The organism is Reyranella soli (assembly GCF_007992495.1).
Taxonomy (GTDB): Bacteria; Pseudomonadota; Alphaproteobacteria; order Reyranellales; family Reyranellaceae; genus Reyranella; species Reyranella soli.
Genome location: NZ_BKAJ01000140.1, coordinates 1 through 14,251 on the forward strand (window position 1 = coordinate 1; position 14,251 = coordinate 14,251).

At 66.8% G+C, this 14,251-nt stretch carries 13 protein-coding genes; 6 read left to right on the top strand and 7 right to left on the bottom strand.

Annotated elements, in window-relative coordinates:
• Positions 1-38: 38 nt before the first annotated feature.
• Positions 39-2,195 (bottom strand): methylmalonyl-CoA mutase, encoded by a 2,157-nt coding sequence (gene scpA, locus RSO01_RS34585; RefSeq protein ID WP_147155163.1) that lies wholly within the window; start codon positions 2,193-2,195, stop codon positions 39-41.
• A gap of 212 nt (positions 2,196-2,407) precedes the next feature.
• A complete protein-coding gene (locus RSO01_RS34590; RefSeq protein ID WP_147155164.1) occupies positions 2,408-3,613 on the bottom strand; it encodes a polyhydroxyalkanoate depolymerase in 1,206 nt (401 codons plus the stop codon).
• A gap of 38 nt (positions 3,614-3,651) precedes the next feature.
• Between RSO01_RS34590 and RSO01_RS34595 the strand changes: the two genes are divergently transcribed.
• On the top strand, positions 3,652-4,308 hold the full coding sequence (locus RSO01_RS34595; protein WP_147155165.1) for a glutathione S-transferase family protein: 657 nt from the start codon (positions 3,652-3,654) through the stop codon (positions 4,306-4,308).
• A gap of 138 nt (positions 4,309-4,446) precedes the next feature.
• On the opposite strand, the gene RSO01_RS34600 is transcribed toward RSO01_RS34595, so the two are convergent.
• Positions 4,447-5,328, bottom strand: a complete 882-nt coding sequence (locus RSO01_RS34600; RefSeq protein WP_147155166.1) for a hypothetical protein — start codon at positions 5,326-5,328, stop codon at positions 4,447-4,449.
• A 114-nt stretch (positions 5,329-5,442) separates the two neighbouring features.
• On the opposite strand from RSO01_RS34600, the gene RSO01_RS34605 reads away from it, so the two are divergent.
• A complete protein-coding gene (locus RSO01_RS34605) occupies positions 5,443-5,826 on the top strand; it encodes a response regulator (protein WP_147155167.1) in 384 nt (127 codons plus the stop codon).
• A gap of 3 nt (positions 5,827-5,829) precedes the next feature.
• Here RSO01_RS34605 and RSO01_RS34610 read toward each other — a convergent pair whose 3' ends face one another.
• From RSO01_RS34610 to RSO01_RS47765, 4 genes are all read right to left on the bottom strand, one after another.
• Positions 5,830-7,614, bottom strand: a complete 1,785-nt coding sequence (locus RSO01_RS34610; protein WP_147155168.1) for an AI-2E family transporter — start codon at positions 7,612-7,614, stop codon at positions 5,830-5,832.
• Positions 7,615-7,631: 17 nt separating this feature from the next.
• Positions 7,632-8,597: an adenylate/guanylate cyclase domain-containing protein gene (locus RSO01_RS34615; RefSeq protein WP_147155169.1), complete on the bottom strand. Its 966-nt coding sequence runs from the start codon at positions 8,595-8,597 to the stop codon at positions 7,632-7,634.
• 9 nt (positions 8,598-8,606) lie between these two features.
• Complete coding sequence (locus tag RSO01_RS34620; protein ID WP_246159019.1) at positions 8,607-9,680, bottom strand: ROK family protein; 1,074 nt, start codon at positions 9,678-9,680, stop codon at positions 8,607-8,609.
• A gap of 196 nt (positions 9,681-9,876) precedes the next feature.
• On the bottom strand, positions 9,877-10,233 hold the full coding sequence (locus tag RSO01_RS47765) for a hypothetical protein (RefSeq protein WP_170303577.1): 357 nt from the start codon (positions 10,231-10,233) through the stop codon (positions 9,877-9,879).
• A gap of 124 nt (positions 10,234-10,357) precedes the next feature.
• Here RSO01_RS47765 and RSO01_RS34625 point away from each other — a divergent pair, with 124 nt between their 5' ends.
• From RSO01_RS34625 to lipP1, 4 genes are read left to right on the top strand one after another with little or no spacing between them, the layout of a single operon-like run.
• Positions 10,358-11,329, top strand: a complete 972-nt coding sequence (locus RSO01_RS34625; protein WP_170303578.1) for a Bug family tripartite tricarboxylate transporter substrate binding protein — start codon at positions 10,358-10,360, stop codon at positions 11,327-11,329.
• A gap of 10 nt (positions 11,330-11,339) precedes the next feature.
• A complete protein-coding gene (locus RSO01_RS34630; protein ID WP_147155172.1) occupies positions 11,340-12,143 on the top strand; it encodes an alpha/beta fold hydrolase in 804 nt (267 codons plus the stop codon).
• The gene (locus RSO01_RS34635; RefSeq protein ID WP_147155173.1) at positions 12,143-13,171 is read left to right on the top strand and encodes a D-cysteine desulfhydrase family protein; all 1,029 of its coding nucleotides are present in this window, start codon (positions 12,143-12,145) and stop codon (positions 13,169-13,171) included. Before RSO01_RS34630 ends, RSO01_RS34635 begins: the two co-directional genes overlap by 1 nt.
• A 3-nt stretch (positions 13,172-13,174) precedes the next feature.
• Positions 13,175-14,125: a LipP1 family hormone-sensitive lipase gene (gene lipP1, locus RSO01_RS34640; RefSeq protein WP_147155174.1), complete on the top strand. Its 951-nt coding sequence runs from the start codon at positions 13,175-13,177 to the stop codon at positions 14,123-14,125.
• Positions 14,126-14,251 lie beyond the last annotated feature (126 nt).

Sequence of the window (14,251 nt, forward strand, 5' to 3'; positions counted from 1 at the left end):
GAGCGCGCAGGATGCGCGCGGTCCGGAAGACTATAAGGCTAAGCTGCCCGCTTCTGGCCGCGTTGGCGCAGGATCGACAGGATCTCGGCGGCAGCAGCCGGGATGTTGGTGCCGGGGCCGTAGATGGCGGCGACGCCCGCCTTCTTCAGGAAATCGTAGTCCTGGGCGGGAATGACACCGCCCACCACGACCAGCACTTCGGAGCCGCCCTGCTTGGCGAGTTCCTCGATGAGATGCGGCACCAGGGTCTTGTGGCCGGCGGCCTGGCTCGACACGCCGATCACGTGCACGTCGTTCTCGATCGCGGCCCGCGCGGCTTCCTCCGGCGTCTGGAACAGCGGGCCGATATCGACGTCGAACCCTAAGTCGGCGAAGGCCGTGGCGATCACCTTGGCGCCGCGGTCGTGGCCGTCCTGGCCCATCTTCACGACCATGAGACGTGGCCGGCGGCCTTCTTCCTCGGCGAACGAGCCGATCTCGGTGCGGATGCGCTCCAGCCCCTGGTCGCCTTCCCACTCGCTGGCATAGACGCCGGCAATCGAGCGGATGGTGGCCTGGTAGCGGCCATAGACGCCTTCCAGCGCCGAGGAGATCTCACCAACCGTGGCGCGCGCACGCGTGGCTTCGATGGACAGCGTCAGCAGGTTGCCCGTGCCGTTGCGCGCCGCATCGCCCAGCGCCTTGAGCGCAGCAACGCACTTCGCCTCGTCGCGGCTGGCGCGGATCTTGTTCAGGCGGCTCACCTGCGATTCGCGCACCATGTCGTTGTCGACATCGAGGATCTCGATGGCGGGCTCTTCCTTGAGCTGGAACTTGTTGACGCCGACCACGACCTCGTCGCCGCGGTCGATGCGCGCCTGCTTGCGGGCGGCCGCCTCCTCGATGCGCAGCTTGGGCATGCCGGCCTCGACCGCCTTGGTCATGCCGCCCAGCGCCTCGACTTCGGCGATCAGCTTGCGCGCCTCGGCGATCAGGCTCGAGGTCAGCGCCTCGACGTAGTAGCTGCCGGCCAGTGGATCGACCACCTTGGTGACGCCGGTCTCGTGCTGGAGGATGAGCTGCGTGTTGCGCGCGATGCGGGCCGAGGCCACGGTCGGCAAGGCAATCGCTTCGTCGAACGAGTTGGTGTGCAGCGACTGCGTGCCGCCCAGCACCGCCGCCATCGCCTCGTAGGCGGTGCGGATGATGTTGTTATAGGGATCCTTCTCGGTCAGCGACACGCCCGACGTCTGGCAGTGCGTGCGCAGCGACAGCGAATCGGCCTTCTTGGGCTCGAACGGCCTGATGAGCTCGGCCCACAGGTAGCGCGCGGCGCGGAGCTTGGCCGCCTCCATGAAGAAGTTCATGCCGATGCAGAAGAAGAACGACAGGCGCGGCGCGAAGGCGTCGATGTCGAGGCCCTTGGCCTTGGCGGCGCGCACGTACTCGAGCCCATCGGCAAGAGTGAAGGCCAACTCCTGGACCAGCGTCGCTCCCGCCTCCTGCATGTGATAGCCGGAGATCGAGATCGAGTTGAACTTGGGCATGTGCTGCGCGGTGTGCTCGATGATGTCGGCCACGATGCGCATGGAGGGTCCGGGCGGATAGATATAGGTGTTCCGGACCATGAACTCCTTGAGGATGTCGTTCTGGATCGTGCCCGCGAGCTTGTCCTGCGGCACGCCCTGCTCCTCGGCGGCGACGATGTAGCCCGCCAGCACCGGCAGCACGGCGCCGTTCATGGTCATGCTGACGCTCATCTTGTCGAGCGGGATGCCGTCGAACAGGATCTTCATGTCCTCGACGGAATCGATCGCCACGCCCGCCTTGCCGACGTCGCCGACGACGCGCGGATGGTCGGAGTCGTAGCCGCGGTGGGTGGCAAGGTCGAACGCCACCGACAGGCCCATCTGGCCGGCCGCGAGATTGGCGCGATAGAACTTGTTGCTCTCCTCGGCGGTCGAGAAGCCCGCGTACTGACGCACCGTCCAGGGGCGGCCGGCGTACATGGTGGCCTTGGGCCCGCGGGTGAAAGGCGGGAAGCCCGGGATCGAGCCCACGGATTCGAGGTTCTCGAGGTCGGCCGCGGTGTAGAGCGGCTTCACCGCGATGCCCTCGGGGGTCATCCAGTCGAGCGACGACAGGGGCTTGTCGCGCAGCTCCTTTGCAGCGAGCTTTTCCCAGTCGGCCGGGGTCTTCTTCGGAAAGTCAGCCATACGGAATTATGTAACGCAAAGAAGCGGCTTTGCCACCCCCGCCTCTTTCACCGTTCTTTCACCTCCCCCGTCATACGGGGGAGGCAGGGAGGGGGAAGGCACCAGACGTGGTGTGCGACAGGAAGAGATCATGACGTCGGAATTTCGAGAGCACGTCTGTGGCTTTCCCCCTCCCTACCCTCCCCGTGAGACGGGGGAGGAAAAGAGGTGGGTCACTCGTTCGCCAGGATCGTATTTCGCACCAAGGGATAGATCTGGCCGGCCCAGCGCCTGCCGCTGAACACGCCGTAGTGGCCGACGCCGGCCTGCATGTAGTGTTTTTTGCGATATGGACGCAGGCCGGTGCAGAGATCGTGGGCGGCCACGGTCTGGCCGATGGCGCAGATGTCGTCGCGCTCGCCCTCGATGGTGAACAAGGCCGTGCGACGGATCGCCTTGGGATTGACGCGGCGGTCCTTCCAGTCGAGCTGGCCGCGGGCCAGGCGGAAGTCCTGGAAAACCCACTGCACGGTCTCGAGGTAGAACTCGGCCGTCATGTCGAGCACGGCGAAGTACTCGTCATAGAAATCCTTGATGGTCTTGGCCTCGGCGTCAGCGCCCTTGGCCATCGCCTTGTAGAGGTCGACCTGCGCCTTGATGTGGCGCTCGGCGTTCATGCTCATGAAGGCGGTGAGCTGCAGGAAGCCGGGATAGACGCGGCGCGTCGCGCCGGGATAGCGCAATGGCACGCGCGCGATCAGGTTGCGCTCGAACCACGAGATCGGCCGGCCGGTCGCGAGCTCGTTCACCTTGGTTGGATTGATGCGGGTGTCGATCGGTCCCGCCATCAGGGTGAGCGACAAGGGCTGGCAGGGATGGTCGTCCTCGGCCATCAGCGCCGCCGCGGCCAGCGCCTGCACACAGGGCTGGCACACCGCCACGACGTGCGCACCCGGTCCCATGGCGCGCAGGAACCACATCAGGTGCTCGACATATTCGTCGAAGCCGAAGCGGCCGTGCCAGATGCCGACGTCGCGCGCATTGGCCCAGTCGGTGATGTGCACGTCATGCTCGGGCAGCAGCACGCGCACCGTGTCGCGCAACAGTGTCGCAAAATGGCCGCTGAGCGGCGCCACCAGCAGCACCTTGGGCTGCGCCGGCACGCCTTCCTTGGCGAAACGCAGCAGGGTGCCGAAGGGCGTGGCGAAGACCTCTTCCTCACGCACCGGCACCACGCGGTTGCCGACCTTCGATTCGGTGATGCCGAAGGACGGCCGGCGATGGGTGAGCGTCGCCCGGCTCACCATCTCGCAGAGCGCTCCGGCGGCACGCCAGCTCTCCAGGTCGCCGCCGCCCGACAGGCTCTGGCCGGCGGCCGACGCCCAGACCCGCATCGGCAGCATCATGTCGGCGGCGGTCTGGTACAGCGAATAGAGCATAAGGCGGCGACCGGCTCGGATTTTGCATCCCCAACCGCATGGCCGAGGCTTCGCTGACCGTCAGTAGCAAGAACTATTCCTCTTGGTCGCTGCGCGGCTTTCTTCTGTGCCGCATGGCCGGGCTGGATTTCGCAGAGAAGATCGCCCCGATCGACGATCCGGCCACGCGGGCCGAGCTTTTGCTGCTTTCCCCGTCTTTTTTGGTGCCCTGCCTGGAGCACGGCAAGGTCAAGGTCTGGGATACGCTGGCCATCGCCGAGTACCTGAACGAGATCAAACCGGAGGCAGGCCTGCTGCCGAGCGACCCGGTGGCCCGCGCCCATTGCCGGGCGGTGTGCGGCGAGATGCATTCGGGCTTCGCCAACCTGCGTTCGGCGCTGCCCATGAACCTCAAGGTGCGGCACGAGGGCTTCAAGGTGTGGGCGGGCGCCCAGGCCGACATAGAACGTGTGACCGCGATCTGGCGCGAGTGCCTGCAGCGCTACGGCGGGCCCTACCTGTTCGGCAAGAAGCCGACCATGGCCGACGCCATGTACGCGCCGGTCTGCTCGCGCTTTGCGACATACGACGTGAAGCTCGACGCCGCCTCGGCCGGCTATCGCGACCTGATGCTGAAGTTCCCGGCGATGCTGGAATGGACGCTGGCGGCGAAGTCGGAGCCGGAGGAGGTCGAGGAGCTGGACGTCGAGTTTTGAGCATCGCCTCTCCCGCTCTTCACCTTCTACCGCCAGAACAAGGCGAGAAGGATGATGATCGGAATCGGCACACCCACAAGCCACAGCAGGATAGAACGGCCCATATCGGCTCTCCTTCGATTGGTTGGTTGACGGCAGTCAGCCGCGCAGGCCGGTCCAGCCGCGCCCATCACGCAGCGCACCGCCTTCCAGAGCGGCAAGACAGGCCGCGAGCGCACCCAGAAACAGCGACGCAACGAGCCACAGCGACAGGCGCATGGACACCTGGCGCGCGAGTTCGGCGGCGTTGCGCAGGCTGACCTCGGCGGCGGAAACGCGCCGCTCGGCCTCGGCCAGGTCGACGCCGGTACGCGCCGCGACCATCTGCGCGAGATACTGGCGATCGGCCGCCTCGCCGGTGGCGAGAAGCCGGGCCGCCGCGTCGCGATCGACGGCGAGATCACGACCGGCAGCGAACACGCCGGCCGCGCGCTGCCCGGTACCGCCGGTCAACACCGCATAATCCGGACGAAACAGACGATCGAGGATCGGCATCGCCACCGCCGGTGCGACGCCGGCCGGCTGGCCCGCATCGGGCCGTTGAACCGTGCCCTGAACGGCGCCAGCGGTCGCGGCACCGGTGAGCGCCGTCGCTGCCGAGGCCAGCAGGATCGCGCCCATCACCGAGGCAAACGCCCAGGCGAGAAGGCCGTGCACGGTATCGCGGAAGAACACCTCGTCGGCCGGGGCGCCCGACCAGCGCGTGCGCAGACGTCCGGCAATGTAGCCCCCCAGCGCCGAGGCAATCACGGCCGTCGCGGCCATGTAGATGCCGGCAAAGGTCGCCGCTTTGAGGGTGGTGATCTCGGGCGAGGCGCGCCATGGCGACACCACCATGAGGCCGAGGCCGCCGCCAAGCGCCAGCAGCAGGAGAGTGAAGGCCGCGGCCACGAAGCCGCCAGCGACGATGGCTGGCCAGGCCACGGCTGATGGAGCGCCGGAGGCTTCCGGCAGCTGATTCTCGACGACGACAGTTGTCATGGATACCTCGCGAATGGACGCCAACGTGCTCTATTAAGCGAAGTTCCGCAGCGAAGCCGTCAGCGATGCCTCGTCTCGATCAGCAACGACCCGGTCGCCCGGCCGTTGCCTTCGATGAAGCCAAGCGTGCGCCCCACAGATCCGCAAAGGCCGCCTCGTATTCTTGTCGTTGAGGACGAGCCCACCGTGCGCCTGCTCATTGCCATGCATCTCGCCGAGCATGGGTTCTTCGTTGTCGAAGCAGCGTCCGCCGACGATGCCATGACCATCCTGCAAGAGGACGACCTTGTCGCGCTGGTCTTCAGCGATATCCAGATGCCGGGCGAGACCGACGGTGTCGGCTTGGCCCAGTGGATCGGTCGCGAACGGCCCGACCTGAAGGTGCTCCTGACGTCGGGAAGAGCCGTGCCGGCGACAGCCGGGGCCTGGCCATTCATTCCCAAGCCCTACCGGCCCGAGAACGTCGAATCGCGACTGCGCACAATGGCGGACGTCTGATCACTATGCGTTTCCTTGACCTTCCACCGCCAGCGCGTGATGCGCCGCCAACCGGCAAATAGCGGCGATGTCCCCGACCCACAGGTCGCGCGGACCGGCATCTCCGACCAGCGACGGCGGCACCGGCGCCACGTCGTAGTCGATCACGGCGTGGCGGGCATGCAACGCTTGTGGCGCCGGCACCTTGCGACGGTTGTAGCGACGCACCGCATCCGACGGATGGGAGGCGTAGCAGATCAGCACCACCACCCGCCCTACATCATCAGCCAGCTCGCCCTCAGAGTCGCTGCGTCGGCCGGCGGATGCATCGAAGCCCTGCCGGCGCAGAGCAAAGGCAATGATGGCGGCGGCCGCATCGTCGATCCCGCCGCGGCCGCCGATGCAGCGGAACGAAGCACCTGAGCGGAGCGCCACAGGCGCAGCAATGGCGTCGTCCGACGCCGCCGACAGGAAATCGAGCACGTCATCGGTGCCTTCGACGATCGCGGCGACCTCGGCAGGATTGAGCCGGTCGAAGGTGTCGTCTGCTTCGGCCAGCACCACCATGCGCCCCATGGCGTCGTCCAGCCCTGCTTCCGGCCCCTTCGCTTCGATCTCGGCCAATGCCACGGCGGATGCGTCGGCCACCGCCTTGCGGATGAGCCTGCGGTAGATCTGCTGGTAGGGCGCTAGCGCGGGTTGGTCACCGAGCAGGATCTCCAGGAATCCAAGGTGAGGAACGTGCTTGCCCACCACGAGCAGGCAGATGGTGAGCGGAGTGGACAGCAGCAGGCCGATCGGCCCCCACAAGGTGCCCCAGAAGATCGCCGAGAGGATCAGCGCCAGTGGCGTGACGCCCGTCGACTCGCCGAACAACAACGGTTCCACCACCTGACCGATGACGATGTCGAGGGCAACGATGCACCCCAGCACGAGCAATGGCTGCAGCCAACCCGGCAGGACGGCGAAGGCGATGATCGTGGGCAGCACCGCACCGAGCGCGGCGCCGACGTAGGGCACGAAGCGCAGGGCACCGGCAAGCAGGCCCCAGAGCACGGCGTTGGGCATGCCCAACGCGAACAGGCTCAGCCCGACCAGCACGGCGAAGCCGAAATTAGTGAGGACCTGCAGCGACAGCACCCGCGCCACGCGCGAGGCCGCGTCGCCCAGCGCCTTCGACGTCGCATGGACGTCGCTGGCGCCGAACAGCCGCACGAACTGGTCGCTGAGATGGTCGCGGTCGAGCAGGATGAAGACCACCAGGATGACGATGATGCCGAGGCTGAGCAGCGGGTGGAGCAGCGGCGCCACAAAGCTCGCGACGCTGGCGAAGCTCGACATGTCGCTGCGGACGCGAACCGCGGGCGCCGTCGCCGTCCCGGCATCGAGGCTGAGATCCTGGGCCAGCGACGCCGCCATCGACATGAACCGGCTGACCGTGCCGCCGTCCTGCGACAAGGCCCGGACGTCCTGGATCTTCTGGTGCAGGTTGGCCTGGTAGCGCGTGAGACTGCCCGCGACGTCAGCGAGCTGGGAGAACACTAGGACCGCCACGATGCCGCCGGCGACCACCCCGCCGGTCACGACGATGGCGACCGACAGCGGAAGCGGCAGCAAGCGCCGGACCCAGGTGAGCGCGGGGCCGAGGATGAAGGCAAAGAACACGGCGAGCGCCGTCGGGATGAGCACGTCGCGGCCGAAATACAGCGTCAGGATCGCGATCGTGCCGAGCAGAGCGATCGCGGCAGCGCGGACGAGCCGGACGTCGGTGCCGTGGCCCGCGAGGGCTGGACTGGGCAGGCGCGCCATCGTTTGCCTCCATTGCCTCAGGGAGGCGGCGATCCGAGCTCATCGAGACGAACTCTTGCCAAGGCGGCAAAGGCGCCTTCGGGATAGCGGTCGAGGTAGGCCGAATACATGTCGGGATTGGCGCTGTCCTTGACCGTATCCCAGAACGCCAGCTCGACGGCGCTGACCTCCGGATCGGCCGCAGCCGCCTCCCCCGCCGGCGCAGCCGCCTCGTCGAACAAGGCCTGTCGGCGCGTCTCGGCCAGCGTGGCGAACGCGCCTGCCGGGTAGCGTTCGAGGTAAGCGGCAAACTCGGCCGGATCCCTGCTCTCCTTGATGGATTCCCAGAAAGTCAGCTCGAACTCCGATTCGTCGGCAGCGGGTTGCTGGCGCAGGGCCGGCCCATCAGAGGAGCCGGAACTTCCTGCTGCCGAAGAGAGCGGCGCCGGGGAAGCGGCTGCCAGCTCCGCCGAGGCATCCGCGGCGCGCAGCCGAAACGCTCGAATGGGCTGGTCGATGTTCTTGACGCGCTGCTCGCCGAGATCCTCGAAGGCGAAGCGGCCCATCTTGCGCACATGATCGCGTACGCCGCGCGAGATGCAGACGCCACCAGGCTCGGCCAGCGATTCGAGGCGGGCGGCGATGTTGACGCCGTCGCCGAAGATGTCGCCATCCTTGACCATGACGTCACCAACATTGATGCCGATACGAAAGTGGAGCTGGTGTTCGTTGGACAGCTCCCGGTTCGCCGCGGCCAGTGCCTCCTGGATCTTCAACGCGCAATCGACGGCATCGACGACGCTTGCGAACTCCGCCAGCACGCTGTCGCCCGCCGTTCCGGTGATACGGCCATTGAAGGAAGCGATCAGGTCGTCGACGATCAGGCGGTGGGCGGACAAGGTGGCAAGCGTCGCCGCTTCGTCGCGCTCCATGTGACGACTGTAACCCTCCACATCGGCGGCAAGAATGGCGACGAGCTTGCGTTCGAGACGCGGCGCTTCCACCCGAATCTCCTAATCCGTCCGGTTGGTGAAGCGGGCGTTGCCGAGCCCCGTGCCGATGGTCATGACGCCCCAGTGGCTGACATCCTGCATGTTCGGAACCTCGCTCAGCCCCTGGACGACGGCATCGTTGTGGATCTGGATGAACACATCGTGGCCGCCGATCCGCGGTAGGCGCTTGCCCAGGGCGACCGCGAGATTGAAGCCCTCGTCTTCCCAGTTGCCCGGCAGGTTCTGGCCGCCCTTCAGGATCGCGCCGTGCTCGTCGATCAGGCCCGGGCAACCGATCCCCATGAACGGGGCGAGCTTCACCTTCTCGTCCTCGGCGCGCTCGATCAGCTTGCTCATCATGTCGGCAATGCGATCTATCGCCTCTTCGCGGGCAGGCTTGTCGTCAAGGTGCCGCCAGTGCTGGCGCTTCCATACATCGGCCTCTGCGACGCTGCCGCGCTTGTCGGTATTGAGCTCGACGACCCCGACGCGCACGTTGGTGCCGCCAATGTCGGCGGCAAGGATGGCGTCGTGCCCGGCCAGGATCCAGCTCGGCGCCAGCTGCACGGCGCCGATCAGGCCCGCCTCGTCTGGGTGATTCCGGATCGGGCACAGCTCCATGCTGATGCCGGCGCCGGTCAGAAGGATGGCGGCGCGACCCATGGAAAGCTCGCCGATCCGGCTGGCGATCAGGCCGCCTCCCAGCACGATGCGCTCGGTGTCCTTCCAGCTCGCCAGCCGCAGGAAGCGACGCACCACCGTCGCCAGCTCGGCGGCGAATTCCTCGACCACCGTATGGACGAGGGCGGCGGACTTGGGATCGTCACTCGCCATCATCTTGTCGAGCTTCGCCTTGGAGACCTCCTCGGTCGGCGTGTCGCCGAACGGATCCTTGCTATGCTCCGCAAGGCGGTCACGCCAGTCGGCCAGAATCGCCCGAAAGGCGCGGCGGCTGGCGCGGTCGCCGACGAAGCCGTCGTCGTCGCGCAGTTCCTCGTTGTAGGTGTCGACGGTGACCGCCGGCAGTGTCCGGCCCCCATGGGCAAGCGGGGCCTGCGGGCGGGCATCGGCATCCAGCTCTTTTGGGCTGCTCAAGACCAGCTCCCTTGTATTGGCACCGACGATTCCGCCGGGGCGCTGGGGACCGTGATTGTGATCGTGCGCGCACGGATGCCGGGCAAGGCTGAAGCAAACGGCCCATGTCGATCTCCTGGCGCAGCAAGGCAACGCGATGCCGGCCCAATCGTTGCGGCGCTCCGGGGTTTGCCTCCAACGGAAGAAAGGGCGCCGGCTAGAGGCGGGATTGTTGCGGCCGTCGCATGCCGGCTTCGGCGAGACGACTTTCCTTCTTGCCGTCCAAGTCGAACGCCCGCTGGCTTGCCCAACCTTCATAGGCAGCAACGCCGCAGGCGCCCACCGCCTTGGCTGCTTCCTCTGCATCGCTGGCGTGCTCGAAGCCACACATCACCTCCGTGCGGCCGCGGCTCCTCTCCACTGAGATGGCAAATCGCCCCTGCAGCGGCAGTGTCTTGAACAACCGCGCAAGCATCAGTTGCGTCACGCGCGTGTTCACTGCTTGGAATTCGGTTCCGACGACTTGCGAGGGCAGCCGCGCGACGACGAGATGAGGCGCGGAGCACTCATCCAACAAATTCCTCCAATTGATAGCTGGCATGAGGATCAAACGCCTTCAGGCTGGCGAAGTTGCGAACGACACTTGCCTCCCCTTCTCTCCCCAAGCAGACTTCTCGCAACGAATGGGAGGAAAAGCCTTGAACATTACGCGTCGCGTAGCGGTAAGCGGCCTGGCCGCCCTGCCTTTTGCCGGAGCTGCCCAAGCCCAGAACTTCCCCGGCAGGCCGATGACCCTCGTCGTGCCGTTCCCCGCGGGTGGGCCGGCGGACATCTTCGGCCGCAATCTCGCCGAGCGCATGTCGCCGCTGCTCGGCCAGCCGGTGCTGGTCGAGAACAAGAGCGGCGCCGCCGGCGTCACCGGCATCGACTTCGTCGCCAAGGCCGGCACCGATGCGCACGTCATGGGCCTGATGAGCGCCTCGGCCGGCGCCATCATGCAGAGCCTGATGCCCAAGATGCCGTTCGACCCGGCCAAGGACATCGCCCCGCAGGTCCTGGTGGTGCGCGTGCAGGAAGTGTTCGCCATCAACAGCAAGCTCGGCATCAACGACCTCAAGAGCTTCATCGCCTACGCCAAGGCCAATCCCGGCAAGGTGACCTGCGGCTCGGCCGGCACCGGCGGCATCACCCATCTCGCCATCGAGCTGTTCAAGCGCGAGACCGGCACCGACCTGCTGCACGTGCCCTATCGCGGCGCCGCGCCCGCGACCAACGACCTTCTGGCGGGCACGGTCGACACCGTGCTGCTCGACATCTCGGTGCTGCTGCCGCATGTCCGCTCGGGCGCAATCAAGGTGCTGGCCGTGACGTCGGACAGCCGCCCGCCATTGCTGCCCGACGTGCCGACCATGCGCGAGATGGGCTATCCCAAGGTCAATTCCGACAACTGGTATGCCCTTGTCTCGCCGGGCGCCTCGCTGCTGGAGCAGCGCAAGAAGATCTTCGACGCCGCGACCGCGGCGCTCAAGACCAAGGAGCTGGCCGATGCGTATGCCGCCGTCGGCGGCGTGATCGGCGGCGGCACCTCGGCTGAGCTCGCCGCCTTCCTGCGCGAGGAAGGGGAGAAATGGGCCGCCGTCATCAAGGCCGCCAATGTCAAACTGGAGTAAAGAGTAGCGCGTGACCCTGAACATCGATCGTGGCCTGGCGAAAACCTTCGCCGGGCATATCCATTGGCGGGCCTGCGGCAGCGGCCCTGTCGTGATGGTGAGCCATATCAACCAGCAGAGCTCGGCCGTCATGGTCGAGCTCTTGCAGGCGCTGGCGCCCAACTTCCGCGCCATCGCCATCGACTATCCGAGCCACGGCCATTCCGACCACATCGACTGGCAGCCCGGCATCGAGGACTACGCGCGCTGCGTCGTCGAGGTGATGGATGCGCTCAAGATCGAGCGCGCCTTCGCCATGGGCGAGGCGGTAGGGGCCGCGACCTCGATTGCGCTCGGCTCGCGCTGGCCGCAGCGCATCGACAAGGCGGTGCTGATCAACATCCCCTATTTCAGCGACGCCGACACGGCCAGGAACGACATCGCCGACATCGCCAAGGTACGGCCGAGCGACGAATCGGGCTTCCCGGCGCCGCGCTCGATAAAGTTCCTGCTCGAGAATGATCCCGAGCATGCGCCGATGCAGCCGACGCAGTCGTGGATGGACCGCATCAACACCGCCCAGCTCGAGATCGGCCGAGACCGCTGGCAGGCGATGGGCGCGCTCGCCAAGTTCGACCCGCTGGCCGGTCTCGCGGCGCTGAAGCAGCCCGTGCTGATGCTCTATGGCGAGAACTTCATCTACGGCAAGCATCGCGCGCTGATGCAGGCGAAGTGCCCGCACGCGAAGCTCGAGATCGTGCCCGGCGGCCGCTTCTGCATGAGCTGGGAGCGCGCCACGGACATCGCGGCGCACGCCCGCGCCTTCCTGCTCTGATGAGCCGCGACGCCATCGGTCGCCTCAACGCGGCGCTGGCGCGCTTCGAACGCGTCGGGCTCTGCACCTTGCCGACGCCGTTCGAGCCCATGACGCGGCTCAGCCGGCATCTCGCGGGGCCGCGGCTGTGGGTCAAGCGCGAGGACTGCACCGGCCCGGGCTTCGGCGGCAACAAGCTGCGCAAGCTCGACTATGTGCTGCACGAGGCGCTGCAAAGCGGCGTCGACACGCTGGTGTCGGGCGGCGTGGTGCAGTCCAACAGCCAGCGCCAGGTCGCGGCCGCGGCGGCCAAGCTCGGGCTCGACTGCCGTCTCGCCGTCTACCATGGCCGGCTGGCGCCGCCGTCAGCCGAGTACGGCCGTACGGGCAACGCGCTGCTCAATCGCCTGTTCGGCGCCACCCTGCACGACGTGCCGTGGATTGGTGATCGCAACGGTGCCATCCGAGATCTCGCAGCACGTTTGCAGGCGGAGGGCCGCAAGACCTATGTCGTGCCTTACGGCGTATCCAATCCGCTGGGCGCGGTGGGTTACGCCTCGACGGTCGTCGAGATCGCCGAGCAGTGTGCGGCGCGCGGGCTGAAACCGCGCGCCATCGTCCATTGCTCGGGCAGTGCCGGCACGCAGGCCGGGCTGGTCGTCGGCGCGCGCGTCTGCCTGCCCGACACGCGCATTGTCGGCATCGACATCGATGCCGAGCCCGAGCGGGTACGCGCCGACGTGCTGACCTATGGCAGCGCCGCCGCGGAGCTTCTCGACCAGCCGTTCGACGAGGCCGATGTCGAGGTCGTGGCGGGCCATGCCGGCCCGGCCTACGGCGTGCCGCACGCGGCCACGGTCGAGGCGATCAGGCTCGCGGCGCGGCTGGAAGCGCTGATCCTCGATCCGGTCTATTCGGGCAAGGGCCTGGCCGGCCTGATAGCGCTGATCCGGGCCGGGCGCTGGTCGACGGATGACGATATCGTCTTCCTCCATACCGGCGGCGCACCCGCCCTGTTCGCCTATCGCCATCTTTTCGATCCGGAGTGACCGATGCTCGACGCCGAAGCCCGTATGCTGCTCGACCTGATGGAGAAGGCCGTCCAGGACGGCCGGCCGAAGCTGCACACGCTGCCCTACGCCGTGGGCCGCCAGGCGGTCGACAAGATGTCGGAGGACAGCGAGGCCGATCCGATGCCGGTCGGTGAAGTCGTCGACGGCGCGTTCGCGGGATCGGGTGGGCAAATCCGCTTTCGCCGCTATCGTCCGCAGGGCACTATGGCCGGGCCGCTGCCGACGCTGATCTATTATCACGGCGGCGGCTTCGTGATCGGCAACATCGAGACCCATGATTCGACCTGCCGGCGCCTGGCCAACAAGAGCCGCTGCCAGGTAATCTCGATCGACTACCGCCTGTCGCCCGAGCATCCCTTCCCGGCATCGACCGACGATGGCGTCGCGGCCTTCCGGCATATCCGCGACAACGCGGCCTCGTTCGCCGTCGATCCCTCGCGCATCGCCGTCGGCGGCGATTCGGCGGGCGGCGCCATCGCCGCGGTGGTCTGCCAGGCCGTGCGCGATGCCGGCGACAAGCAGGGTCCGGCCTTCCAGATGCTGATCTACCCCGCGACCGATTCCAGCAAACAGAGTGCCTCGCGCGCCGCCTTCGCCGAGGGCTACTTCCTCACCAAGGAGCTGATGGACTGGTTCTGGAAGGCCTATGTACCCGCCGGCACCGATCTTGCCGACCTGCGCCTGTCACCGCTTCTCGCCAAGGACTTCAAGGGCCTGCCGCCCGCCTTCGTGCTGACCGCGGGCTACGACCCATTGCGCGACGAAGGCCGTGCCTATGCCGACCGGCTGATCGATGCCGGAATCAAGACGACCTACGTCAACTATCCCGGCACCATCCACGGCTTCTTCTCGCTGACGCGGTTCCTCAGCCAGGGCCTCAAGGCGAACGATGAGGCCGCTGCAGTCATGGGCGCGCATTTCGGGATGTGACCTTCTTGATGCAGGCGGCGATGGGATCCTTCGCTGCACTCAGGATGACAACGGGAGTGTGCGGAATCTGCAACATCTGATTGCACAATTCTGACTTCCACAACTAGACCATAAATCGGACGCAGG

What these genes read in the sequence shown, in the direction of transcription:
- scpA (WP_147155163.1), bottom strand. Translation starts at nt 2,195, where the DNA reads ATGGCTGACTTTCCGAAGAAGACCCCGGCCGACTGGGAAAAGCTCGCT.
- RSO01_RS34590 (WP_147155164.1), bottom strand. Translation starts at nt 3,613, where the DNA reads ATGCTCTATTCGCTGTACCAGACCGCCGCCGACATGATGCTGCCGATG.
- RSO01_RS34595 (WP_147155165.1), top strand. Translation starts at nt 3,652, where the DNA reads ATGGCCGAGGCTTCGCTGACCGTCAGTAGCAAGAACTATTCCTCTTGG.
- RSO01_RS34600 (WP_147155166.1), bottom strand. Translation starts at nt 5,328, where the DNA reads ATGACAACTGTCGTCGTCGAGAATCAGCTGCCGGAAGCCTCCGGCGCT.
- RSO01_RS34605 (WP_147155167.1), top strand. Translation starts at nt 5,443, where the DNA reads ATGAAGCCAAGCGTGCGCCCCACAGATCCGCAAAGGCCGCCTCGTATT.
- RSO01_RS34610 (WP_147155168.1), bottom strand. Translation starts at nt 7,614, where the DNA reads ATGGCGCGCCTGCCCAGTCCAGCCCTCGCGGGCCACGGCACCGACGTC.
- RSO01_RS34635 (WP_147155173.1), top strand. Translation starts at nt 12,143, where the DNA reads ATGAGCCGCGACGCCATCGGTCGCCTCAACGCGGCGCTGGCGCGCTTC.
- lipP1 (WP_147155174.1), top strand. Translation starts at nt 13,175, where the DNA reads ATGCTCGACGCCGAAGCCCGTATGCTGCTCGACCTGATGGAGAAGGCC.